The sequence below is a fragment of the Kluyvera sp. 1366 genome (assembly GCF_054823405.1).
The window spans coordinates 563,237-586,144 of sequence record NZ_JBTRDW010000001.1 but is presented as its reverse complement, the minus strand read 5'-3'; the positions used below and the strand labels follow the sequence as shown (position 1 = coordinate 586,144).

Below are 22,908 nucleotides of genomic sequence, written 5' to 3'. Positions count from 1 at the left end.
TTTACGCTTCGGTTAGATGAAGTCGCCATGAATGGCGTAATGCTGCTCAGTTAAGCGCCGAGCGACTTTCGTTCGCCCTATGCTGAGGCAGTTGCAGTGTCTTCGTGCGGCGACCGAGCAGAGGACGCCTGGCCGCGCCCTCTGCACTCCCGGGCCTTGCGCCAGCCCAACCCGCCGCTTCGCGGTGCCTTCACTCATTCACGATTCCTGACGGACCGGCGGCGATTCGCTCCTGCTCAGCGCCACCTCTCGCCGCATCCCTGCGGCTCGCCCTGGAATCCCTCATTCGTTCAGCGGATTGGGATGTCGCCTCAACATCCGCGCTGCCGCAGTCGTGCGTATTCTTAACTCAAAATCGCTTTAAATCCCGCAGGACTGCGACCTTTGTTAATGCCGACTCGAACCTAAGCCGTTTTATGCTTAACCTTACGTTTACGCAATTTATCGATCAAACGATGCGCTTCCGCTTCTGTTGCCACCGCAGGCGATGAACCTTTCAGCGGTTTGCGGGCCGTTTCACTCAAGGTTAAAACCGTCAGTAAACCAATAATACCGGCACCGATCATGTAATACGCCGGCATCAGATTATTGTGCGTGGTATCCACCAGCCATGCGGTAATCAGCGGCGTGGTGCCACCAAATAGCGAAACCGATAAGTTAAAACCAATTGCCAGCGCGCTATAACGAATATCGGTGACAAACAGCGCCGGTAACGTTGCCGGCATGGTGCCGCTGAAACAAGTATGCAATAAGCCCAGAATCGCCAGTCCGGCAAACACCAGCAGCATATTGCCGGAACCAATCAACATGTAGCTCGGAATTGCCAGCACGATTAAGCCCAACGCGCCTAAACCAATCACCGGACGGCGACCAATGCGGTCGGTGAGATATCCCCACATTAACGTCAGCGGCATCATGATAAACATAATCACCATCACCAACATCAGGCCGGATAATTCACTCATTCCCAGCACGCCGGTTAAATAGCTCGGCATATAGGCGGTCAGCATATAATTGGAGACGTTGAACAACAGTACCAGACCAATACATTTCAGCAGCGGTTTACGCTGATCGCGCAGCATCTGCCACACGCTCAGGCGCGGCTTGTTGTGCTCCATCTCTTCGCGCTTATCCATGTGATCTTTAAACGCGGGCGTCTCTTCCAGCTTTAAGCGGATATACAAACCGAACAGACCCAACGGCGCGGCGAGGAAGAACGGCACACGCCAGCCCCAATCCATCATGGTTTGATGCGGTAAGAAAGCGATCATTGCTGTCACCAGGCTGGCGCCCAGCAGATAGCCACCCAGCGTACCGAACTCAAGGAAGCTACCCATAAAGCCGCGACGTTTGTCGGTGGAGTATTCCGCGATAAAGGTCGCGGCACCGCCATATTCACCACCGGTGGAGAACCCTTGCAGCAAGCGCGCCAGCAGCAGAAGAATCGGCGCAGCGATACCAATGCTGGCATAGCTCGGAATCAGACCGATACAGAAAGTACCGATCGACATCATGATCATGGTTAACGCCAATACCTTCTGACGTCCAATGCGGTCGCCGAGTGGGCCAAACACCATGCCGCCAATCGGACGCACTAAAAACGCCGCGGCGAAGGTACCGAACGAAGCGATCAGCTGCGCGGCAGCGCTGGCATCGGCGAAGAAGACCTGGCCAATGATCACGGCGAGATAGCTGTAAACGCCGAAGTCAAACCACTCCATCGCATTACCCAATGCGGCGGCACCGACCGCGCGTTTCAGCAATTTGTTGTCGATAACGGTGATGTCATCAACGGTTAAGCCACTGGCTGTGGCTGAGTGTGTTGTATCCGTTCCTGTGCTCATAAATTCCCCAGTTGAGAAAATGGCGCGATCTTATAGCTTTCGCAGCCGTAATTTCATAAATGGAAAAGAAAGCTATAAGAGGCAGAAGAAGCGCAAACCCTAGTAAAGATTTTAACATCCCGCAAGTTGGCAGGATAAAACACGGGTAGTTATGACGTTTGAGGGAGGTCGCCATGGATGGCGACCGTGAATGTAGATGATCAGCCCGGCCCCTCACTACCGGCCGCCAGCAGCGGCACAATCACATCGCTGATTGGTGTGGGAATACCGCGCGCCCGACCATAACGCTGCACGACGCCGTTGCGGATATCCCACTCCAGCGGACGGTCGGCCTGGCGGTCGGCAAGGATCGAGGTGCCTAAATCAGCCGGTGCGCGGTGGAAGCGTTCTACAATCTCCTGCGGCACCTCATCTTTTAACGCGGCACCTTCGGCGCGCGCTACCGTCAGGCACTCCTGCAAATAGGCCAGCGCCAGCGCGCTGATGTCGTCGCGCTGGAACATACCCGCACGACGATTCGACAGCACCATCAAACCGGCAACCGCGTTTTGCAGCAGTTTGCGCCAGGCAATGGTCAGGAAATCGGCGGAGAGATCGACCGCGCAGCGCGTGTCGCGCAGTGCCGCAACCACCAACTCAGCGTGCGGCGTTTCCGGCAGTGTCAGGCGCGGCTTTTCCCGCAGCCACACCGAGGCGTCCGGTTCGCGCTGGGCCGGGAACCACACCACCGATGGCAGCACGGTCGCGCCATTGACATAGGGCGCGAGTTGGCTTTTCTGCTCCACGCCATTCTGCAGCGCGCACACCACGGTATTTTCATTGCACAGCGCCGCCAGCCATGGCGCGGTATCCTCAACCTGGATGGTTTTCACCGCCACAAACACCAGATCGAACGGCTGCGCGATCTCGGCGGGATTGGTGAGCACCGGGCCGGGAACAATAATTTTGCCGCTGTCGTGACGCAACTCCAGCTGCGGATGTGCGGTACGCCCGCAAATCGTGGGCGTGCGTCCAGCTTCATGCAGCGCCGCTGCGATGGTGGTGCCAATCGCGCCCGGTCCAATAAGGGCGATGGTGGGATTCTCAGACATCTTATTAAGCTCCTGATTATCTAGTGGCAGAACGTTTCTTCAGCAGCGAAGAATAGTCGTTTACAGCACAGTTATGTGCTTTTTCCGCAGCAGTTGGCACATTTCGTCATCGGGTTGAGCATCAACGATCAAGGTGCTGGCCAGTGATAATTCGCCGATGGCAAACGCCGAAGCGGAATTCAGCTTCTCATTCGACACCATTACCACCGTTTCCGCCGCGCGTGCGGAAAGCGCACGTTTCACCCCGGCCTCTTCGTAGTTGCCAGTGGTTAATCCCGCCGTTTTGTGCACGCCGGTCACGCCCATGAAGAACAGATCGGCATTAATCCGCGCAATGCCTTCCAGCACCGCCGCACCCACCGCCACCACCGAATGGCGATAGAGCAGGCCGCCAATCATGATCACGTCAACCTGCGGATAATCCACCAGCGCCACGGCGATACTTGGGCTGTGCGTCACCACGGTAAATGCCAGATCCGGCGGCAGCAATTTCACCATCTCGGCGGTGGTAGTGCCGCCATCGATAATCACTACCTGGCCTGGCTGGATTAGCTGGACCGCTTTCTGCGCGATAAGGCGTTTAGAGCTAATCTGCACGCTTTTGCGTGTTTCAAACGGTGCGATAGCGGCAGAAACCGGCAGCGCACCGCCGTGTACACGTTGCAGTAATCCTTCGGCGGCTAGCTCACGTAGATCGCGGCGAATTGAGTCTTCCGACACCGCAAAGCGCTGGCTAAGCTCGCTCGACATCACCTGTTTCTCTTCGCTCAGAATGGCGAGGATTTGCTGTTTACGTTGGCTGGAGAGCATTATTTTCTCATTCATGTTTTTGCTTGTATCTGCACGATTATGCATGTTAGCGTAGATTTTGTCACCTATCGCCGGGCAAATCGTGCAAAAAAACGCTTGCCCACACCATCGAATTTTTGGAGAAACGCAATGTTGATTCTTATAGCAGGGCCCGTACGCAGCGGCACCAACGGCAATCAAGTGTTAATTCATGAAAACATTAAGAAATTAGACCAGATTGCCCTGCAGGTCTACCAGCGCGGACATACGCCGGTGATCGGTGAGTGGCTGGCGTTGCCGCTGGCGAGCGCCGCCGGTTCGCAGACAATTGGCGATGAAATCAGTGAATCTTTTCTCTATCCGGTGGCGCATCGTTTGATTTACTGTTGCGATGCTATTTTACGCATTCCGGGCGCGTCGCAGGGGGCTGATAACGATGTGCGGATTGGCAAGGAGCGGGGGATGGCGATCTTTACCCAACTGGATGAGATTCCGGTGATTGAGAGTTAGATTAAGCGTGGTCGCCATGAATGGCGACCCGATAAAAATATCATTTATTACTCGTGATAGATCTGGCTGCGTCCGCCATCAACCAGGATATCGGTGGCATTGATGAAGCGCGCTTCGTCCGAGGCGAGAAACAGCGCGGTATATGCCACTTCCTGCGGTTCACCAATACGTTTGCACGGTAGCAAAGCGGCCTGCCGTTCACGCTCGGCTTGCGGATCGGGACAGCTTGCCAGCCAGGCTTCAGCTGCGGGCGTCATAATCAAACCCGGAGAAATGCTGTTAATGCGAATGCCCTGGCTGGCGTACTCCACGCCCAGCGAACGCGTCAGGCCAATCAAACCGTGCTTGGCGACCGGATAGGGAAACGCGCCGGGAATGATTTTGTGCCCGTGTACCGACGCGACGTTAACGATATTGCCGTACTGGCGCGCCAGCATGCCGGGCAGCACGCTGCGGATCAGGTTGTAGGGTCCTTTCAGATTGACCTCCATACAGCGCTGCCAGTCGTCATCTTCCAGTGCCAGCGGATCGCGAAACACATTCACGCCCGCGCAGTTGATCAGAATATCAATCGGGCCCAGCGCTTGCTGCGCTTCGCTCACCGCCCGCTGCACCTCCTCGGGTTGCGTGACATCTGCGCTATAGGCAATACAGTGTTGGCCACTTTGCTGCTGCAACTCTGCCGCCAGCGCTTCGGTGGTTTCACAGTCAAGATCGAACAGCACCACGCGAGCACCTTGTTGCGCAAACAGTGTTGCGGTTGCGCTGCCTATGCCGCTGCCAGCACCGGTGATAATCGCGGTTTTATTAGCTAATCGTGATGACATAATCGCCTCCTTATGAAGATGCCGGTAATGCCAGCCAGTCTGGGAAGTACAACGTGCGCTCGCCGCGCTGCACGGTAATCATTGGCCATTCGCCACTGCGCGTTAAGGCTTCGCAGCCCTCAGCGGTAAGCAAAAAGGTATCTTCGCTTTTTACGCCGCTGAGCGTGGGATTCCACGCCACGGCAATATCAGAATGAATATCGCCGCGCGTATCTGGCGTTAGGATCACGTCGCGGCAACCATAACCCGCCGGGCCGCCCTGATGATGATCGCGCCACGCATCGCCATGTCCGTGCCGCTGATAGGCATCTTTAATTGCCTGAAATAGCGTTGACCAGCTTTGGCCCGGCTGCGTTGCACAGAGAATATCGGCGTGGATCTGGCACAACGTGTTGAGGCGCTGGCGTAATGCGGGTCCAGGTTGGCCGATATGCACTAACCGCGTCAGGCTCACGTGCAGCCCGTGGCGCTCGGCGCCGAGCGTGATCAGCATGTGTTGTTGCAGCCTTTTCTGCGTGGGCACCGGATGTTTGAACGCGCTAATACGCTCATCGGCCGCCACTAAGGTGCACATCGGACGAATACCGCGTGCCAGACAGGCTGCCACAATCTCGGCCTCCACTTGCCATTCCGTCACGCCCGCTTGTAGCTGGCGCGCCACACCTTCAACAATCTGCGCGGCTTCGCGCCCCAACGCTCTAAATCGCTGCTGTTCGCTGCTGTTCAGGCCCTGTCGCAGTGCGACCATCGCTTGTTGAATATCAGACATGCCGTTTTGCGGCGTATCGCTGCCGAATTTGCCCTCAGGCAACAGGGTATTTAACGATTGAAACCACGGATAGCTCAGCGTTTCACAGGCAAACGGCAGCGATTCTTCGGCGAGGATACGCGGCATCTCATTTTCAGGGGCGAGCAGTAGAACCTTGTCCTGCGTGATGAGCAAGCTGGCCACGCCGACTTCGGCGCGTTCCACCACGTAAAAACTGGCACCTTCGGTCAGCCAGGCGATGTTATCGCGCCGGGTAAGCAGCACACCATCGAGTTGCCAGGAGGCAAGTACGCGCTGCAGGCGGGATAATTTTTCACTCATAAGCGTGCTCCTTTTTCTCGCTCTGCTGCCTCTGCAACATCAGTTCAGCGGCGCGATGGGCCACTGCCATCACAATGGCATTGGTGTTGCCGCTGATAATGTTGGGCATCATTGAGGCATCGACCACGCGCAGGCGGTTAACGCCGCGCACGCGCAGGTCGTCGTGTAACACCGCCAGCGGATCGTTATCGTGGCCCATGCGGCAAGTGCCGACCGGGTGATAGCCGGTTTTCACCATGCGTTTGCAGTGTTCGACGATAGTTTCATCTGAAGTAATCTCTGCACCGGGGAAGATCTCTTGCTGCACCATCGCGCCGATGGGCGTCGCGGTGATGACCTTACGCGCAAAACGGAAACCGGCGATGGTGCGCGCCAAATCGTCGGGATGACCAAAGATTTGCGTATCGATAATCGGCAAGCTGCTGGCGCTGCTATCGCGCAGCGTGACCTCGCCGGTCGCTTTGGGGCGCAGCAGCAGCGAATTGACGGTAACGCCATGGCCGGGATCGGCGCCCATCACGTCGCGGTCGAGATACACCGTGGGCACGCAAAACATCTGAATCGTTGGCGTGGCCCTGAAATCGAGCGGATCAAAGAAGGCGCAGGTTTCCACGCCGGTGGTGGTGACCGGACCGGTTTTGAACAACATATATTGCAAGCCGGCTTTGACCATCGGCCAGCCACGATCCTGGCCGTAATAGCCAAAGGCACCGTTGGTGCTGGCCACCACTGGCACTTCATAGTGATCCTGCAAATTCTTGCCGACACCCGGCAAATGTCGACGCAGCGTGATGCCATGCTGTTTTAGCTGGGCTTTTGGACCGATGCCGGAGAGCATCAGCAGCTTCGGCGTTTGATAGGCACCGGCAGCCAGAATCACCTCTTTACGCGCGCTGGCACGTTGCGGATGGCCATCCTGTGTGTAGCGTACGCCGCTGGCATTTGCGCCCTCGAAAAGAATCTCCTCTACCTGCGCGCCGGTGACAATGGTCAAGCGCGCGTCATGGCGCAGCGGCGTAATAAAGGCATCCACCACGCTGCAGCGCTGGCGCGTCTGACCGTTAATGGTGTGCTGCATAAAGCCTACGCCAAACGGATTGCCTGTATTGAAATCCGGCGTGTAAGGAATGCCCAATCCCTGCAGAGTTTTCACATAAGCGCGGCTCAGAGGGCTGAAGTGGCCGAGATGCGACACTTTCATTGGCCCGCCGACGCCGTGATGGGGCGCACCGAGATGATCGTTATCCTCGATGGCGGTAAAGTGCGGTAGCAGCGCATCCCACGACCAGTCGATGCCCTGATTGCCGAGCGCGCTGTTCCAGTCGGCGTAATCCTGGCGATGGCCGCGCATATACACCATCGCATTGACCGTCGAACCGCCGCCTAATACTTTCGCCTGCGGCACAATCACGCCGCGTCCGTTGAGCTGTGGCTGCGGCTCGGTCTGGTGCATGGTGAGGAATTTGTCGCTGGCGAGAAACTTCATGTAACCTGCGGGCATCTTTAGCACCGGGTGATACTCATCGCGCCCGGCTTCCAGCAGCAGCACGCGCGCGTTGCCTTCCGTGACTAACCTGGCGGCGACGATACAACCGGCGCTGCCGCCGCCCACCACAATGTAATCAAACTCTTTCATGGTTCTCTCTTTACTCTGAAGCGACAGAATCTAAACGACGCAGGCGCTGCGCCTCGGGATTATGCTGCTCGCCGGGATCAAGCGGGCTGAGCAGGAAGCACCAGGAAACCAGAGCGCTGATCAAGTACAACGCGGCGTAACCCCACACCACGCCCGAGGTGCCAAACAGTGCGTTGAAGGCGCCATAGAGCGCGGGGCCAAAGAAAGTGGAAAGCCCGGCAGCAAAGCAGTAAATCGCCATCGCGTTACCTTTATCTTTTGGCTGACACAGGGAAGAGAACAGCGCGGCAGCGGGAACATAGCCGCACAAGGTGATGCCATATAAACACGCGCAGATGACGCTGAGGACAAAGCTGCCGTGGCTCCATTGCGGCACAAAATACATCAGCAACATTGAGATGCCGGAGCCGAGTCCACCAAATACCGTCAGCACTTTGCGCCAGCCGATGCGATCGCTGAGCTTTCCGACAATGGGATTAAAACTCATGCCGACTAAACCCATGATGGTGATCAGGCTGAGGTATTCGGTTTGCGTAAATCCGATCTGCTCGGTGAAAAAGCCTGGCAGGAAAATAAAGAAGCCGAAGTAAGGCGTGGTGTTGATGATGCGAACCACGGCAGCCGCGGCGATGCGCGGTTCACGCCACAAAATATCGATGCCGCCCATTAGCGTACGCGCAACGCTCTGCTGACGGTGTTGCTCATCGAGCAACGACTGATAGCCGCTGCGTTCTTTCAGCGCGATCACCATGACCAGCAACCCCAACACAACCAGCCCAAGCGAAAGCCAGAACGTGGCATATTCACCAATCAACTGTATTGAGAAGATCGCCACCAGCGATCCCAGCGTGGGCAAGCCGCCGGTAAACGCCAGCCAGAACCAACCGGTTGCTGAACCGCGCATATCGGCGGGTGCGGCGGCCTGAATCCACACCAGAAAGGCATAGGCAAACATGGGGTAGGCAACGCCGCGCAAACCGTAGGTTAACGCCAGCAAGGCCACACTGTGGGAAGGCAAGGCGATGGCGAGGAACAGCACTTCAAACACAATCCAGATCACACCGCCTGCCAGCATCACTTTGCGCGGGCCAATGAGTGTGGAGAGTGAACCGGCCAGCCACGAACCGAGCGTAACGGTGACGCCGTAGAAAGCGATCACTGCCGCCGCGATATTGAGTGAGAAACCATTTTCATGCAGGTAAGGCGCGAGATAGTTCGACTCTACGCCATCGCCAATCATAAACAGCAATACAGCGACGTAGCCCCAGGCCAGCGCGGGTGGAATGCCGAGGCGGATCAGCCACGGATGGTTTGCAGGTGATGTTGTCATGTTCAATGTCTCTTGGGAGGTGAGGATATTTTTTTGTTATTGGGATGAGCACGAACTTTAAGGCAACGGTAGTAAAGAGGATGGCGAAACCATCACAAAAGACAGTAAACTCTGTTTAGTAAACGGGGCGGATGGGGTGTGATGGAGACAAAATGAAGCCGGTGGGTTTGAACAATTTGCAGGTGCGAAAACATAATAAGGCGCTGTTTATGTCGCTGATGTGGCGGCATAAGCAACTCAGTAAATCTCAATTGGCACACCTCAGCGGCTTAACCATTCCGGCTACCAGCAAAATTTTGCAGGCACTGCTGGATGAAGGAAAACTGCAACACTCAGAGGCGCTGATGAGCGCTCGCGGTAACAGCAATGGCAGTTTTGCACTGCCATCCAACGGTGCCTGGACGCTGTGTTTATGCGTCAAGCCGAGCAGCATTGAACGGCAACTGGCCGATGCGCAGCTGGTAGCGCAGGGAGAATTTGAGCAAGTCGCCATCAAAGCGGAAACGCCGGAAGCATTGCTCAGTGAGATTGAGGCGGTGTGGCGGAAAACCTGCAAACAGTGGCCGAAGCGACGCATTAATCTGGCGCTGGCAGTGCATGGTCAGGTCGATCCGGTCACCGGTGTGTCACAGCATATGCCGCAGGCCGCGTGGAAAACGCCGTTGCAGTTGAAATTTCTGCTGGAGGAGAAGCTCGGCGTGGAAGTGCGTGTAGATAACGACTGCGTGATGCTGGCGCTGGCTGAGAAGTGGTTAAACCGCAATGCGCTCAGCGAATTCTGCGTCATCAATGTGGATTACGGCATCGGCTCATCATTTGTGATCAACGGTGAGATTTTTCGCGGCAATTTGTACGGCAGCGGCCAAATCGGCCACACCATCATTGAGCCGAACGGTCAGCGCTGCAGTTGCGGGCGTCAGGGGTGTCTGGAAACGGTGGCCTCACTCAGCACCTTAAAACAGGCGGCTCATCAGCGCGATCCCGAAGCGCCGCAGCCCAGCAGCACGCAGTTATTGCAAGCGTGGCAAGCGGGCGAACCCTGGATTGTAGCGTGGGCACAGCGCGCCGCCGAAGCGATTGGTATGAGCTTATATAATTTTCTCAACACGCTGAATATTAATCAGATTTGGTTATATGGTCGCAGCTGTACCTTTGGTGACAGTTGGTTGCAGACCATTGTGCGGCAAATCGATTTCAATCCGTTCGATCCGCGTGATGCGTTGAAAAGCAAAGGCACCAATGTGCATTTTGGTCAGCTGGATCGGGCGCGGCAGGTGCTGGGGATTGGTTATTTATATGTGGAGGCGGAACCCAGTGCGGCTTGAGAGCGTGGTCGCCATAAATGGCGACCTACACAATAGCTTTCAGACCTGCGCCATACCGCCATCGACGAACAGCTCAGCGGCGTTAATAAAGCTGGACGCATCGGACGCTAAAAACGCCACCACTTTGCCAATTTCGTCAGGTTCGCCAAGACGACCTAACGGCACCTGCGCCGCCAGCGCATCAAACAATCCTTGCTGCTGATCTTCCGGCACCAAACCACCCAAACCTGGCGTGCGCACCGGGCCGGGACTCACAACGTTAACGCGAATACCGCGATCTTTCACATCCAGCGCCCATGAGCGGGCAAAGTTGCGCACCGCGGCTTTACTGGCGCTGTATACGCTGAATCCGGCAGTACCCTGAACCGATGTGGTGGACGAGGTGAGGATCACCGAGGCATTGTCACTCAGTAGTGGCAACGCCTTCTGCACGGTAAACAGCACGCCGCGCACGTTGGTGCCAAAGATACGGTCAAAATGCTCTTCGGTGATGGCGCCAAGCGGCAGCATGTCGCCGCCACCGGCGTTGGCGAACAGGATATCGAGGCGGCCCGCTTGTTTGGCGATTTCTGCGTAAACGTTGTCGAGGTCGCTTAGCACCGCAGCATCAGCGCGAATACCGCTGGCGCTGGCACCGATGCTGGCGACTGCCGAATCAAGCTCCGCCTGACGACGACCGGTGATAAACACGCGTGCGCCTTGTGTCGCCAACTCCTGCGCGGATGCCAGACCAATGCCAGTTGTGCCGCCGGTTACCAATGCGATTTTGCCGTTGAGTGCGTTCATGTTTGCTTCTCCAATGGGTGATGAGGTTTTGATGACTGCGTTGCAGTGCATGAGAAGCAATCTATCTTCACGGCGTTTGCTGATAAATGGTGTAAAATCGAAATAACTATTTCTGTGTGTGGATAATTAAAGGCGGCGGAAAACAGCATGGATCAGTTATTGGCGATAAAGGCCTTTGCGCGCGTCGTCGAAGCGGGCAACTTTACGCGTGCGGCGGATTCTCTTGATATTCCGAATGCCACGCTGAGCAAACTGGTGCAGGAACTGGAAGCGCATCTCGACGTTCGCTTGCTGCAACGCACCACGCGGCGCGTCACGGTGACGCCAGAAGGGCGCGATTACTATGAAAAAGCGCTGCGCATCGTGCGCGATTTGGAAGATATCGATCACTCGTTTAATGCGGAAAGCGCCAAACCTGGCGGCTATCTGCGTATTGATATTGGCGGCTCAACCGCGCGCGATGTGTTGATTCCGGCGCTGCCCGATTTCATTGCCCGCTATCCGGACATTCGTATCGATCTTGGCGTTGCGGATCGCGCGGTGGATTTGATCAGCGGTAACGTCGATTGCGTGATTCGCGGCGGTCCGCTTAGCGATTCGTCGCTGGTGGCGCGTCATTTGGGGGATGCGGAGATGATTACCTGCGCCGCGCCGGGCTATCTGAAAACCTATGGCGTACCGGCTTATCCGCAGGAGCTGAAAAATGGTCATCGCATGGTGAGCTATTTGTCACCGCAGAGCGGCAGGGCGTTTCCGTTTCGTTTTACCCAGGGCGAAGAGCTGCTTGAGATTAAGAGTGAGCATCGGATTGGCGTCAATGAAAGTAACGCGCATTTGGCGGCAGCGGTTGCGGGTTTAGGGATTATTCAGACCTTCCGCTATGCAGCGGCGGCAGATTTACAGGCAGGGAAATTGGTTGAGATTCTGGCGGCGTGGCGTCCGGGGAATTATCCGTTTCATGTGGTTTATCCGCAGAATCGTCATCTTACGCAGCGATTGCGGGTATTTATCGGATGGCTGAGGGACGTATTTCCTGGGCGATTGAACGGGTAGAGCGGGGTCGCCACGAATGGCGACCCCAAAGATGATTACAGCGTGCCGGTGCCGCCATCAGAGCACCACACCTGGCCGGAGGTGAAGCTGTTTTTCACATCGGCAAACGTGACGTACAGCGGGGCGATTTCAGCCGGTTGTCCTGGACGACCCAGCGGTGCGGATTCACCGAACTTCTCCACTTTCTCCTGCGGTTGTCCGCCGCTCACCTGCAGTGCGGTCCAGTATGGGCCAGGCGCAACCGCGTTGACGCGAATCTGCTTTTCACCCAGCTGTTTCGCAAGCGCTTTGGTAAACGCGACAATCGACGCTTTGGTCTGCGCATAATCCAGCAGGATCGCGCTTGGCTGATACGCCTGCACCGACGAGGTATTGATGATGGACGATCCAGCTGGCAGATATTTCAGCGCCGCTTTGGTGATCCAGAACATCGCATAGACGTTGGTCTTAAAGGTGGCGTCAAAGTCTTCAGTAGAGAGTGTCAGGATGGATTCATTAAACTGCTGACGTCCGGCGTTATTCACCAGAATATCCAATCCGCCTAGCTGCTCAGCAGCCTGATCCACCAGCTTCTGACAGAACTCCTCCGAACGAATATCACCCGGAATCGCCACCGCTTTGCGGCCTTCGGCTTCAATCAGTTTTACCACTTCTGCCGCATCAGCCTCTTCTTCCGGCAGGAAGTTGATGGCGACATCAGCGCCTTCGCGGGCATAAGCAATTGCCACGGCGCGGCCAATACCGGAATCACCACCGGTGATGAGCGCTTTACGACCGGTCAATTTACCGGTACCACGATAGCTGGTTTCACCATGATCGGGACGGGGATCCATTTTGCTCGCCAAACCCGGCATCGGTTGCGTCTGCTTTTTAAATGGCGGAACCGGATACGTTTCAGTAATAAGGGTTTTATTTGTGGTTTGCGATGTCATATATATCTCCTTGTCGCATGAGGTGAATAAACTAAGCCTGGCATAAATGTGATGTTTGTCACGTTAGAAAGTGAACAATCAGATTTATTAAGACGAAACGGTAAACGAAAGGGGGTTAAAGAGTGCAGCAGTAACGTGAGGTAATTAACAATATTTATCGAGGTGCGACTGCAGAAGGGGATAATGCTTAGGGCGTCCGTGCCCTGGCGGATTTCCAAGGTGCTATGTGCTATTTAAAACATGGTTGGCTACTTCTTGCCGCCTTTCTTACCTGCTTCTGATGCTTTAGCGGGGTCATCTTTGAAACTACCACCGCTTTTTTCTCCGCCTTTTTTACCGGCTTCTGATGCTTTCTTTTTATCGTCAGCAAAATTACCGGAACCGCCTCTATGCTCAGCCATAAAACATCCTCTCGTGAGTTGTTGTTGCATGGCGGAAATAAGGGCTTCAACGCCATGCCCGTGCTGCAATTTAAGATTAGCGAGGTTCGGATTAATCACAAGCGGAGCGGAAGTGATTATTTATTGCTCGCTGGCGGGATGTTAATAAAATAAGTGCCGCTATAGGGAATGGGTAAGAAATCACGAAAAATCTGCTGCAGGGTCTTTTCGGGTTCCAGGTCCGCAAACAGCTGTGGATAGAGTGTTTTAGCCATAAATTCTGTCGCCGCAATGTGCCACGGACTGAGGTAGAAATTCATCCAGATCACCGCCGAGTGACCATTTTTCAATGCCGATAATTCGCGTAAACCGTTTTGCTGCGCGGTGAGCTGTTTGAAACTAGTCAGCACGGTTTCGGGTGCCACGTCTGGCCCTAATTTCAGTAAGCCCTGCGAGGCGTTATCGCCAAAGCCGGTAGCAAAATAGTACTGCGGCTGAGCGGCAATCACGCTCTCTTCACTCAGGCGACCAAACACGCCGTGCTGCGTTTTGTTGGCGATATTGTCGCCGCCCGCCGCGTTGAGTAATTCGCCGAGGCTGCCGTTGATCGCTGTCACGCAACATTCGTTACGGCGTCCAAGATGCAGTTGCAGCAGCACCGACGGTTTCGCGCCCTGATAGCTGGCTAAGCGATCATGAATCACCTGCATATGCTGCTGGTAGAAACGATTAAACGCTTCTGCCCGCGCCTGCTGATTCAGCACTTCGCCAAATATCTCCACGCTGCGGCGGGTGTTTTTCAGCAGATGCACGCGCAGATCGATCTTCACCACCGGAATGTGCGCCGCTTTCAGCATGGTGACCAGGCGCAGGTCGGCATCATCGTAGCGTGCCAGACTCGGCAAAATCACCACGTCCGGTTTCAGCGCCAGAATCTGCTCGGGATTGATGGCGTTCGGCCCGCCGGCACCCAGCGACGGGATTTTCAGCATCTGGGGAAAGTGACGGGCAAAACTGTTCCAGGTTTGGCTGTCGTACTTCTTCAGATCCTGCGGCCACGCCACAATGTGCTGAAACGGATCGCCGGGCTCCAGTAACGCCAGCGTATACAGCATGCGGCTTTCACCTAGCACGATACGCTGCGGACGATCGGGGATTTCAACACGATTACCGTCGATATCGGTGATGGTTTTTGCCCAGGCCACGCTGCTGAGCACCAGTAGAAAACAGGCCAGCACCACCAACATCGGGCCGGACAAGCCAGGCGCACGTCGTACAACTATCGAATCAGAATTCAACGCTGGCCTCGAGCATCAGGTTGCGGGTTTCTCCTTCACGCACGCGCAGATTGCCGCCGCTGGAGGTGTAATAGTGTTTGTTGAACAGATTATTCAGATTGAGCTTCAGCTGGGTTTTCTCGCCAAACAGCTGATTGTTCCAGGCGACAAAGCTGTCCGCTACCACATAATCGGGCAGGGTAAAGCTGTTTTCCGGATCGCCGGCGCGCGTTCCCACATAGCGCGCACCGCCGCCTACGCGGAAATCGCCCGGAATGCCGGAGATCGCCAGATTATGGCTCAGATAGAGCGCGCCTGCGTGGCGCGGCGCATTCTGCAGGCGATTGCCGTTATTAGCCGCGTTAACACCGTCATCCACGATCTCGGCTTTGTCATAGCTGTAGTTGGCGCTGAGATCCCAGCCCGGCAGCACTTCGCCATTTAACTCAAATTCCGCGCCGCTGGATCGCGCTTTATTGATGGCGCGCGTGGTGCCGTTAATGCTTAGTGACATATCGCGCTCGTTGATGCGATACAGCGCGACGCTGGCGAACAGCTTCGGTGAAATCTGCCACTTGCTGCCCACTTCCCATGTGGTGCCCTGTTCCGGTTTACCGACGTTGCCATCATCATCAACATCGGTCGATGGTGTGAAGGATTTACTCACGCTGGTGTAGAGCGAAACGTCCGGCGTCACTTTGTAGATCAAACCGGCCTGCGGCAGGAATTTGTTGCCTTCGCTGTCCAGCGTTTGCACCACCGGATCAAAACCTTTCGAGGCGCGTTGCTCGTAATGCTGATAGCGTCCGCCCAGCACCGCAATCCAGTTTTCCGTCAGGCTGATGCTGTCTTTGGCATAGATTGAACGGCTGTGCGTGCGGTTGAGGTTATTGGCGTTGGCGCTGTTTTCGGTGCTGCTGTTGGTAACAGGCGACAGAATATCGTACTGCGGATCGGTGAAGTTGAAACCGGTGTTGGCTTTGCCCTGATACTGATGCGCGCGATAGGTTTGGATCATCTCGTAATCGGTGCCCAGCACCAGATCGTGCGTCATCCCAAACACTTGCTGTGAGCCGATCACGTCCCACGAAACATATTTGGTTTTATGGTTAAAACCGCGATTGGCATCGGCACGACGCGTCACCACGCCAGTGTTGGCATTGACCGCCGTGACGCGCACTTCATTATTATCGTATTGACGCTGGTTCCAGCCGAGCGTGACGCGCGTGCTCCAGTCATCATTAAACTGCCAGTCATAATGGGCGTTGAGGGTTTTGTTGTGGCCCCATGCATGGTTGGCTTTGTCATCCAGACGATCTTTGTAGCCCATATCCAGCGGCTTACCGTTGATGAATGCGGTGCCGCGATCGTAAGGAATGTCGTACTGATAATCTGAATAGCTAATCAGGAAGCTGGCTTGCTCACCAAACCACTGCAGCGAGGGCGAGATCAGCGTGTGCTTTTCGCTGCCGAAATTGCGCCAGTAATCCTGATTCTGTTTCTCCGCAATCAGGCGGAAGGCGAAGCCGTTGCCAAGCGGTCCGGTGACATCCACCGTGCCCGCGCCACCGCCTTCACTGGAGGTTCGGCCGCTGACTTTGCTGTGCCACTCATACTGCGGCTTTTTACTTATCACATTGATTACGCCACCCGGATTCTGGATGCCGTACAGCAGCGATGCGGAGCCTTTCAACACTTCAACGCGCTCAGTGGTGGCATCAAAGTTCAAACCCTGGCTGCTGCGCACGCCATCGCGATAGATCGAACCATCCGAATTGCTGCCAAAGCCGCGACGCACGAAGCCATCTTCGGTGCCGGCCAGCGTGTTGCCTTCCGTAACGCCGCTGACAAAACGCATCGCGTCGGCAAGGCTCGACGCCTGATAATCCTCCAGCTGCTGCTGCGTAACCACGCTGACCGACTGCGCCTGGTTAATGCGCGGCGTAGAGGTTTTACTGCCGATCGCGCTATTAGTGACGTTGTAACCTTGTGCGTTATCTTCCTGCGCCGAAACGGTGAGCGTGTTGCTCTCCTCGGCGGCAAAACTGCTGGTGGAACCCCAAATGCTGACGCCGTAAATCGCAGCCAGAATGGCGGGATGGCGTTGAGATTTAGAAGCCGACGGCTTGTTGTTATTCATTCTTTATTAACCTGGTGCAATGCAATTGAGAATCATTCAACCATGTTGTAATGTAGTAGTAAATGGAAATGATTACGAAGCCGTTACATTTTATTATCATAAATTCATTGGCTTACATCTTAATTCTAAGTAGTAAGTGGGTAATTCACTACAAACCTTCAGTAAAACTCTCACTCTTAAAAGAGCAATCAGCAGATGAGTCGAAATAGCATTAAAAGTCGTGTGGATGTGCTGGGTGAACGATATCGGTTGCGCGCACCAACTTTATCATCCGGTCTGCAAGCGGTGGCGCGGTACATCCACGACCATCGCGAGGTGGTGTTGGATGCCACGGCGCTGGAAATTGCCAGGGCCACTAACACCTCGGATGCGACGGTGGTGCGCGCGGTGCAGGCATTAGGTTTTGCCGGTTTGCGCGATTTAAAAACCACGTTAAACGCCTGGTTTGGACCGGCGATGAACTCTGAAGAGAAGATGAGCGCCACCGTCAGCGAACTGTCGTGCGATATCAATTCCGGCATCGATTTTGTGTTGAGCGGCCATAAACATGCCTGCGATGCGCTGTCTGAACCGCACAATCGTGAAGCCGTCGCCAAAGCGGTAACGCACTTGATTGACGCGCGTCAGGTGGCGCTATTTGGCATTAATGCCTCCGGGATTTTGGCGGATTACAGCGCGCGTCTGTTCACGCGCATTGGTATTCCGGCGGTAACGCTCAATCGCTCTGGGATTGCGCTGGCGGAACAGCTGATTGGGCTGCAACGCGGCGATGTGCTGATTATGATGGCGCAGAAGTCGGCGCATCGTGAAGGCATGACCGCGCTGAAAGAGGCGAAGCGTCTCGGCATGCCGATGATTTTGCTCACTAATGCGCTTGATTCGGCTTTCGCTAAACAGGCGGATGTCATTATTAACGTGCCGCGCGGCGGCGAGAATGGTCGCATGCCGCTGCACGGAACGGTGTTGGTGTGTCTGGAGATGTTGATATTGTCGGTGGCTTCCGCGACCTCATCGCGTACGGTAAAAACCATGAAGCGTATTCAGGATCTCAATCGATCGCTGAAGCCATCCGGCAAAAAGTAACGCTATTTGCTGGCGCTGCTGTTTACAGCGGCGCGTTTGCCTAAGCCGTTGCTGGTCACCAGCCACACCGCGCAGACAATCAGCAGCGAACCGCCGATAAAGCCCTGATTGATCTGCTCGCCCAACACTAACCAGCCCCATAAAATCCCAAACGGCGGAATCATAAAGGTGACGGTCAGCGTGCGCAGCGGGCCAATATCGGCCAGCAGACGGAAATAAATAATGTAGGCTAGCGCGGTACAGATAAACCCAATCGCCAAAATAGAAGCCCACACTTCCGGGATTTGCCAGCTGCTGGCGGACGTTTGCGGAGCACTAAAGGCAAAGACCGGCAGTAAAAACAGCGATGCACCCAATTGGCTGCCAAAAGCCACTTTGGTGGCATCCAGTCCGCCGCGTGCACCAATCCAGCGCTTGGTCAGGAAACCGGCAAATCCATAACAGGCGGTGGCGACCAGGCAAGCCAAAATCCCCCCGATTAAAGTGCTGCTCAGATGCGCTTCGCCGGTGGTGCTGATGATAATGATGCCGCTGAAGCCGGCTATCATGCCGAGAACTTTGGTGATCGTCAGTTTTTCATCGAAAAACGCCGCACCAATGATTACGCCCATCAACGGTGTGGTGGCGTTAAGAATCGCGGAATAGCCCGCCGGTAGCACGCGCGCCGCCAGACAATACATCAGGAACGGAATCGCTGAGTTGATAACGCCCAGCAGCATCGCCCAACCTAATTTGCCCTCAAAGCGGCGTGGAATGCGCATCACCGCCATAATGATCAATAAACCCAACATGCCGCAAAACACGCGTAAAAACGCGGTGTTCACCGCGCCCAGCGCCGGTACCGCAATGCGCATAAAAAGAAAACTGGCACCCCAAATACCGGCTAAAAGCAGCAGCCGCAACAAATCCGATGTTCGCATAAGTTTCACAATTGTTAAGAAAGAGTCGCGCACAGAATAGCAAATAACCCGCTCCGTCGGGCCGCTATTAACGGCGACTGATTACCGCTTTGCAGAAATATTCCCAGGCAGCGCAATCATCAGGTAGTATTTAGGAATTGATCATTTCCTAAATGAGCGGAGAGCGAAAATGTCAGCATCAGTTATCAAACACGCACAGGGCTGGACGCAACCATTCAACGCGTTAGACGGATTTTCCCATCATTACGCCACGGTAGACGGCGTGCGTTTGCACTACGTCAGCGGCGGCAATGCAAATGGAGAAACGTTGCTGCTGCTGGCGGGATTTCCGCAAAGCTGGTTTGCCTGGCGCCAGGTGATGGCGCTGCTGGGCGATCGCTATTTCATCATCGCGCAGGATTTACCCGGTCAAGGCGACTCAGATAAACCGCTCCGCGGCTACGACACCACATCGCTGGCGCAGAATGTACAGGGCTTGATGCAGCAATTGGGTCATGAAAGCTATTACCTCGCCGCGCACGACGTCGGCGCGTGGGTTGCCTGGCCGTATGCCACGCTGTTTAGCGATCAGGTGAAGAAATTGGCGCTGCTTGATGCCGGTATTCCTGGCGTGACGTTGCCAGAATCGCTGCCCGCGACGCCGGATAAAGCGTGGAAAACCTGGCACTTCGCGTTTCATCTCTTACCGGATTTGCCGGAGGCGCTGATAGAAGGGCGCGAAGCGATCTATCTCGAATGGTTCCTGAAACGCAAAGCGGCCAGTCCGATGGTGTTTGGCGATGAGGACATGGCGGAATATACCCGTTTGTTACAGCAGAAGGGCGCGATACGCGCCGGAATGGCGACTTATCGTGAAGTGACGGTTTCGGCGGCGCAAAACCGTGCGTTGCTGAAAGAGCGCGGCAAATTAGCGTTGCCGTTACTGGCGATCAGCGCCGATCAGGGTTCGATTCCGGATATGGCCTTACCATTGCGAGAATTCGCTGCGGATGTGACGGGAATTAAGATCGCGCACTGCGGTCACTTCATTCCGGATGAGCAACCGCAGGCGCTGGCAGAGGCGTTGGGTGAGTTTTTTAATTAAACGTCAGGTCGCCATGTCTGGCGACTAAAAACCGCTCAATCAAAACGACATCGTCACACCGGCATAATAGGCGCGGCCCGGTTCGTTATAGGTCGAAGCACCCGAATTTTCGCGGTAAATGCGTTTATCAAACAGGTTATTGATACCGGCATTGGCGCGCAGGTTTTTGCTGATGTCGTAATTGACGCTCAAACCAAACACCGAATACGGGCTGATTTCCTGGGTCGTCATGCTCGAGGTATCGATATTAGTCTCAACATTCTGACGCGGTTTCTGGCGGCCATACTGCGTCCAGTTGATGTTGGCGCTGAGATCCTGCGTCGCCTGCCACTCCAGCTGCGAGTTGATGGTGAATTCCGGGATCACCGACAGCGGATTGCCGGTTTTCTTGCTCTCGGAGCGGAACATGTAGGTGGCGTTGGAGCGCCATTCCAGCGTATCGGCGATCAAAGGAATAGTCAGATTTCCTTCCAGTCCTTCCACAATCGCTTTGCCGCCGTTTTCCCAGCGCAGCACGTTGTAAACCGGGCGAGTGCTGGAATAAACCGGCTCGGTGCCGGACACAATCTTGTTCTTGTAGTCATTGCGGAACCAGGTGATGCCCGCAACGTAGCCCTGGTTGCTGAACTCCAGTCCAATCTCTTTGTTGACGCTGGTTTCTGCATCAAGATCGTTGTTCCCCAGCAGATAACATTGGCTGAGCCCAATCGGGCAGCCGTTGCCGCGCGTGGAGAGCAGATAACCCGGCGTTGATTGATACAGGTTTGGCGCTTTAAACACCCGTGCGATACCGGCCTTCAGGGTGAAATAGTCGCCCAGACCTTGTGAGAGGTTCAGGCTTGGGCTCCAGTTGGCGCCAAACTGATCGTGATAATCAAAGCGCAGGCCCGGAATCACTTCGGTGCTATCGGTGGCGGCAATGTTGTCTTCAAAGAACAGTGAACTGATGGTGGCGCTGTTCTTACTGCTGCGCTGCGATGGATCGCCAGAACTGCCTGGCAAATTCACGCCGCTCGCGCTGGCCGCAAGCATTGATGCTGGATCGTTCAGCTCGTCGCGGTTCCACTCCGCGCCCAGCGTCACGGTTTGATCGACCAGCAGCTGCAGCGGGAAGTTGATCTCTCCGCCCGCGCGATAGCTTTCCAGGCGGCTGGTGGCGTACGTATCGCTGTTGATCATTCCTTCAGTACGCCCGGCAGTGCCTTCCTGCAGGCGGGTGTTATTGGTTTTCTCGTAGTTGAAATTGAGCTTCGAGGTTCCCCAATCCCTGATACCGTTGTGCGCGATGCCGTAGCTCTGGCGATACATGCGGTTAGTTTCATCACCGTACAGCGACTCCACTAAACCGTCGGTGCTGGCGTTGCTGTTACTGTTCTGCGTGTCACCGGCATAAATATTGCCCTGACGGCTGTAGCCCCAGGAGAAGTCGATGATTTGCAGCGGCGTGATTTTCCACGACAGCACGGTATTGATGTCTTTGTTGCGCACGCCTTCACGGCCCGCCGCGTATGAACCGTTTTCTGCGGTGTTGATATCGAACGCATCGGCATCGGTGCGGTTGATGTTGCCGTACAGGCGCATGGTCAACGCATCACCGGCCAGCGGGCCGCTGAGATTGAAGTTAGCGCGTCGGGTATCGCCTTCTTTGCTATTTTCCGGCTGGCTGGTATAGAGCGACAGCGAGCCGTGCCAGTCGTTGGTGGGACGCTTGGTAATGATGTTCACCACGCCGCCCGCCGCGCCAGAACCGTATCGAGCAGCGGCCGGGCCTCGAATCACTTCAATGCGCTCAACCATTTCAACTGGCACCCAGTTGGTATCGCCGCGTGAATCACGCTCGCCGCGCCAGCTGTAGCGCACCGAGTTACGAGAGGAAACCGGCACGCCATCGATCATCACCAGGGTGTTTTCCGGGCCCATGCCACGGATATCGATTTGCCGGTTATTGCCGCGGCTGCCGCTGGCGCCGTTACCGGTAAGGTTTACGCCGGGCATTTTGCGAATGATGTCGGAGAGATCGTTAACAGGGGGATTTTTTTTGATGTCTTCAGCGGTGATGGTGGACACGCCCGGTTGCTGTTTCAGCTCCTGCTCGGCGGTGACGATCATTGATTCATCGTCAGCCAGCTTTTCGGTGGTTTCAGCTGCAAAGGCAGGCGACGTTAGCATTCCCGCTAAAAAAAGCGCAATTGGACGCTTTTTGCCACGCATGGTTACATTCACTTAAGTTTTCTCCCTGTAACGTTAACAATTGTAAGTAAATGCGCATGATAATGATAACGGTTCTCATTGTCTATTCAGTGAGACGGCAACATGCCTGACAATACAAACCTTTACAAAGGTTGTTCGGTTGCGGGGTATGAGTTGCGGAGAGGGGAATTTCTCATTTGCTTAGAAGAAACCGTTATGAGTAAGAAGAAATGTGTCGATGAATACTGGATAAGCAGGCTATTGATTCACTAGCATATTCTGAATTCTGCTGAGTGTTACGTGCCAAATCTCGGGCGGAAATCCCGCCTTGCAACCGTGCTAGCGGCTATTGCCATATTTCGGCAATAGATATGTTTTTTTCGCATTTGTGATTGTTATCTATCTTCCAGAGAATGCTAATCGGGACGTAAATACCCGTCATAATTTCAGCCGCAACTGCGTTGGCTCCGCGTGTTCACCCCAGTCACTTACTTAAGTAAGCTCCCGGGGATTCACACACTTGCCGCCTTGTTGCAGCTGGAATTATTTAGGGTATATGAGGATGACAATTCCACTCACCGCACGCCGTTCGCACGAGGTGAGTCAGGAGACAAAACCATC

Annotated in this window: 19 protein-coding genes; 5 read left to right on the top strand and 14 right to left on the bottom strand. The window is 55.1% G+C overall.

The window, feature by feature from the left end; translation table 11 throughout:
* Positions 1-404 precede the first annotated feature (404 nt).
* The 3 genes from proP to ACVLVH_RS02740 form a co-directional block, all read right to left on the bottom strand.
* Entirely contained in the window at positions 405-1,844 is a 1,440-nt protein-coding gene (proP, locus tag ACVLVH_RS02750; RefSeq protein ID WP_350262352.1) for a glycine betaine/L-proline transporter ProP, read from the bottom strand.
* A 200-nt stretch (positions 1,845-2,044) separates the two neighbouring features.
* On the bottom strand, positions 2,045-2,935 hold the full coding sequence (locus ACVLVH_RS02745) for an oxidoreductase (RefSeq protein ID WP_498948660.1): 891 nt from the start codon (positions 2,933-2,935) through the stop codon (positions 2,045-2,047).
* A 60-nt stretch (positions 2,936-2,995) separates the two neighbouring features.
* Entirely contained in the window at positions 2,996-3,745 is a 750-nt protein-coding gene (locus tag ACVLVH_RS02740) for a DeoR/GlpR family DNA-binding transcription regulator (protein ID WP_110867175.1), read from the bottom strand.
* Between the two features lie 129 nt (positions 3,746-3,874).
* Between ACVLVH_RS02740 and ACVLVH_RS02735 the strand changes: the two genes are divergently transcribed.
* Entirely contained in the window at positions 3,875-4,234 is a 360-nt protein-coding gene (locus tag ACVLVH_RS02735; protein ID WP_222234061.1) for an NUDIX hydrolase, read from the top strand.
* 47 nt (positions 4,235-4,281) lie between these two features.
* Here ACVLVH_RS02735 and ACVLVH_RS02730 read toward each other — a convergent pair whose 3' ends face one another.
* The 4 genes from ACVLVH_RS02730 to ACVLVH_RS02715 are packed head-to-tail and all read right to left on the bottom strand — an operon-like array spanning position 4,282 to position 9,117.
* Positions 4,282-5,061, bottom strand: coding sequence for an SDR family oxidoreductase (locus ACVLVH_RS02730; RefSeq protein ID WP_498948658.1), 780 nt, complete (start codon positions 5,059-5,061; stop codon positions 4,282-4,284).
* 10 nt (positions 5,062-5,071) lie between these two features.
* Positions 5,072-6,151 carry a M24 family metallopeptidase gene (locus ACVLVH_RS02725; RefSeq protein ID WP_498948657.1) on the bottom strand — a complete coding sequence of 360 codons (1,080 nt, stop codon included), beginning with the start codon at positions 6,149-6,151 and terminating at the stop codon, positions 5,072-5,074.
* Positions 6,144-7,787: a GMC family oxidoreductase gene (locus tag ACVLVH_RS02720; RefSeq protein ID WP_498948655.1), complete on the bottom strand. Its 1,644-nt coding sequence runs from the start codon at positions 7,785-7,787 to the stop codon at positions 6,144-6,146. Before ACVLVH_RS02720 ends, ACVLVH_RS02725 begins: the two co-directional genes overlap by 8 nt.
* 10 nt (positions 7,788-7,797) lie before the next feature.
* On the bottom strand, positions 7,798-9,117 hold the full coding sequence (locus ACVLVH_RS02715) for an MFS transporter (protein WP_271460308.1): 1,320 nt from the start codon (positions 9,115-9,117) through the stop codon (positions 7,798-7,800).
* 152 nt (positions 9,118-9,269) lie between these two features.
* Between ACVLVH_RS02715 and ACVLVH_RS02710 the strand changes: the two genes are divergently transcribed.
* Complete coding sequence (locus ACVLVH_RS02710) at positions 9,270-10,442, top strand: ROK family protein (RefSeq protein ID WP_101761334.1); 1,173 nt, start codon at positions 9,270-9,272, stop codon at positions 10,440-10,442.
* A 39-nt stretch (positions 10,443-10,481) separates the two neighbouring features.
* Here ACVLVH_RS02710 and ACVLVH_RS02705 read toward each other — a convergent pair whose 3' ends face one another.
* Positions 10,482-11,228: an SDR family NAD(P)-dependent oxidoreductase gene (locus ACVLVH_RS02705; protein ID WP_498948653.1), complete on the bottom strand. Its 747-nt coding sequence runs from the start codon at positions 11,226-11,228 to the stop codon at positions 10,482-10,484.
* Positions 11,229-11,375: 147 nt separating this feature from the next.
* On the opposite strand from ACVLVH_RS02705, the gene ACVLVH_RS02700 reads away from it, so the two are divergent.
* A complete protein-coding gene (locus tag ACVLVH_RS02700) occupies positions 11,376-12,281 on the top strand; it encodes a LysR family transcriptional regulator (RefSeq protein ID WP_498948651.1) in 906 nt (301 codons plus the stop codon).
* A 35-nt stretch (positions 12,282-12,316) separates the two neighbouring features.
* Here the strand turns inward: ACVLVH_RS02700 and ACVLVH_RS02695 are convergent, their stop codons facing one another.
* The 4 genes from ACVLVH_RS02695 to ACVLVH_RS02680 all read right to left on the bottom strand — a co-directional run bounded on the left by ACVLVH_RS02695 (position 12,317) and on the right by ACVLVH_RS02680 (position 17,010).
* On the bottom strand, positions 12,317-13,213 hold the full coding sequence (locus ACVLVH_RS02695) for an SDR family oxidoreductase (protein WP_101761337.1): 897 nt from the start codon (positions 13,211-13,213) through the stop codon (positions 12,317-12,319).
* Between the two features lie 248 nt (positions 13,214-13,461).
* On the bottom strand, positions 13,462-13,614 hold the full coding sequence (locus tag ACVLVH_RS02690; protein WP_101761338.1) for a con-10 family general stress protein: 153 nt from the start codon (positions 13,612-13,614) through the stop codon (positions 13,462-13,464).
* Between the two features lie 116 nt (positions 13,615-13,730).
* A complete protein-coding gene (locus tag ACVLVH_RS02685) occupies positions 13,731-14,840 on the bottom strand; it encodes an ABC transporter substrate-binding protein (RefSeq protein WP_280173309.1) in 1,110 nt (369 codons plus the stop codon).
* A gap of 40 nt (positions 14,841-14,880) precedes the next feature.
* Positions 14,881-17,010: a TonB-dependent siderophore receptor gene (locus ACVLVH_RS02680; RefSeq protein ID WP_498948649.1), complete on the bottom strand. Its 2,130-nt coding sequence runs from the start codon at positions 17,008-17,010 to the stop codon at positions 14,881-14,883.
* 195 nt (positions 17,011-17,205) lie between these two features.
* On the opposite strand from ACVLVH_RS02680, the gene ACVLVH_RS02675 reads away from it, so the two are divergent.
* Entirely contained in the window at positions 17,206-18,093 is an 888-nt protein-coding gene (locus ACVLVH_RS02675; RefSeq protein ID WP_277975278.1) for a MurR/RpiR family transcriptional regulator, read from the top strand.
* A 2-nt stretch (positions 18,094-18,095) separates the two neighbouring features.
* On the opposite strand, the gene ACVLVH_RS02670 is transcribed toward ACVLVH_RS02675, so the two are convergent.
* Positions 18,096-19,013: a DMT family transporter gene (locus tag ACVLVH_RS02670; RefSeq protein ID WP_498948647.1), complete on the bottom strand. Its 918-nt coding sequence runs from the start codon at positions 19,011-19,013 to the stop codon at positions 18,096-18,098.
* Between the two features lie 169 nt (positions 19,014-19,182).
* On the opposite strand from ACVLVH_RS02670, the gene ACVLVH_RS02665 reads away from it, so the two are divergent.
* Positions 19,183-20,097: an alpha/beta fold hydrolase gene (locus ACVLVH_RS02665; RefSeq protein WP_312463854.1), complete on the top strand. Its 915-nt coding sequence runs from the start codon at positions 19,183-19,185 to the stop codon at positions 20,095-20,097.
* Positions 20,098-20,136: 39 nt separating this feature from the next.
* Here the strand turns inward: ACVLVH_RS02665 and ACVLVH_RS02660 are convergent, their stop codons facing one another.
* Positions 20,137-22,308 carry a TonB-dependent siderophore receptor gene (locus ACVLVH_RS02660; protein WP_498948758.1) on the bottom strand — a complete coding sequence of 724 codons (2,172 nt, stop codon included), beginning with the start codon at positions 22,306-22,308 and terminating at the stop codon, positions 20,137-20,139.
* Between the last annotated feature and the right edge of the window lie 600 nt (positions 22,309-22,908).

Bases quoted from the DNA above. Each gene is read 5' to 3' on its own strand.
- proP (WP_350262352.1), bottom strand. From the start codon at position 1,844: ATGAGCACAGGAACGGATACAACACACTCAGCCACAGCCAGTGGCTTA.
- ACVLVH_RS02745 (WP_498948660.1), bottom strand. From the start codon at position 2,935: ATGTCTGAGAATCCCACCATCGCCCTTATTGGACCGGGCGCGATTGGC.
- ACVLVH_RS02740 (WP_110867175.1), bottom strand. From the start codon at position 3,745: ATGCTCTCCAGCCAACGTAAACAGCAAATCCTCGCCATTCTGAGCGAA.
- ACVLVH_RS02735 (WP_222234061.1), top strand. From the start codon at position 3,875: ATGTTGATTCTTATAGCAGGGCCCGTACGCAGCGGCACCAACGGCAAT.
- ACVLVH_RS02730 (WP_498948658.1), bottom strand. From the start codon at position 5,061: ATGTCATCACGATTAGCTAATAAAACCGCGATTATCACCGGTGCTGGC.
- ACVLVH_RS02725 (WP_498948657.1), bottom strand. From the start codon at position 6,151: ATGAGTGAAAAATTATCCCGCCTGCAGCGCGTACTTGCCTCCTGGCAA.
- ACVLVH_RS02720 (WP_498948655.1), bottom strand. From the start codon at position 7,787: ATGAAAGAGTTTGATTACATTGTGGTGGGCGGCGGCAGCGCCGGTTGT.
- ACVLVH_RS02715 (WP_271460308.1), bottom strand. From the start codon at position 9,117: ATGACAACATCACCTGCAAACCATCCGTGGCTGATCCGCCTCGGCATT.
- ACVLVH_RS02710 (WP_101761334.1), top strand. From the start codon at position 9,270: ATGAAGCCGGTGGGTTTGAACAATTTGCAGGTGCGAAAACATAATAAG.
- ACVLVH_RS02705 (WP_498948653.1), bottom strand. From the start codon at position 11,228: ATGAACGCACTCAACGGCAAAATCGCATTGGTAACCGGCGGCACAACT.
- ACVLVH_RS02700 (WP_498948651.1), top strand. From the start codon at position 11,376: ATGGATCAGTTATTGGCGATAAAGGCCTTTGCGCGCGTCGTCGAAGCG.
- ACVLVH_RS02695 (WP_101761337.1), bottom strand. From the start codon at position 13,213: ATGACATCGCAAACCACAAATAAAACCCTTATTACTGAAACGTATCCG.
- ACVLVH_RS02690 (WP_101761338.1), bottom strand. From the start codon at position 13,614: ATGGCTGAGCATAGAGGCGGTTCCGGTAATTTTGCTGACGATAAAAAG.
- ACVLVH_RS02685 (WP_280173309.1), bottom strand. From the start codon at position 14,840: ATGTTGGTGGTGCTGGCCTGTTTTCTACTGGTGCTCAGCAGCGTGGCC.
- ACVLVH_RS02680 (WP_498948649.1), bottom strand. From the start codon at position 17,010: ATGAATAACAACAAGCCGTCGGCTTCTAAATCTCAACGCCATCCCGCC.
- ACVLVH_RS02675 (WP_277975278.1), top strand. From the start codon at position 17,206: ATGAGTCGAAATAGCATTAAAAGTCGTGTGGATGTGCTGGGTGAACGA.
- ACVLVH_RS02670 (WP_498948647.1), bottom strand. From the start codon at position 19,013: ATGCGAACATCGGATTTGTTGCGGCTGCTGCTTTTAGCCGGTATTTGG.
- ACVLVH_RS02665 (WP_312463854.1), top strand. From the start codon at position 19,183: ATGTCAGCATCAGTTATCAAACACGCACAGGGCTGGACGCAACCATTC.
- ACVLVH_RS02660 (WP_498948758.1), bottom strand. From the start codon at position 22,308: ATGCGTGGCAAAAAGCGTCCAATTGCGCTTTTTTTAGCGGGAATGCTA.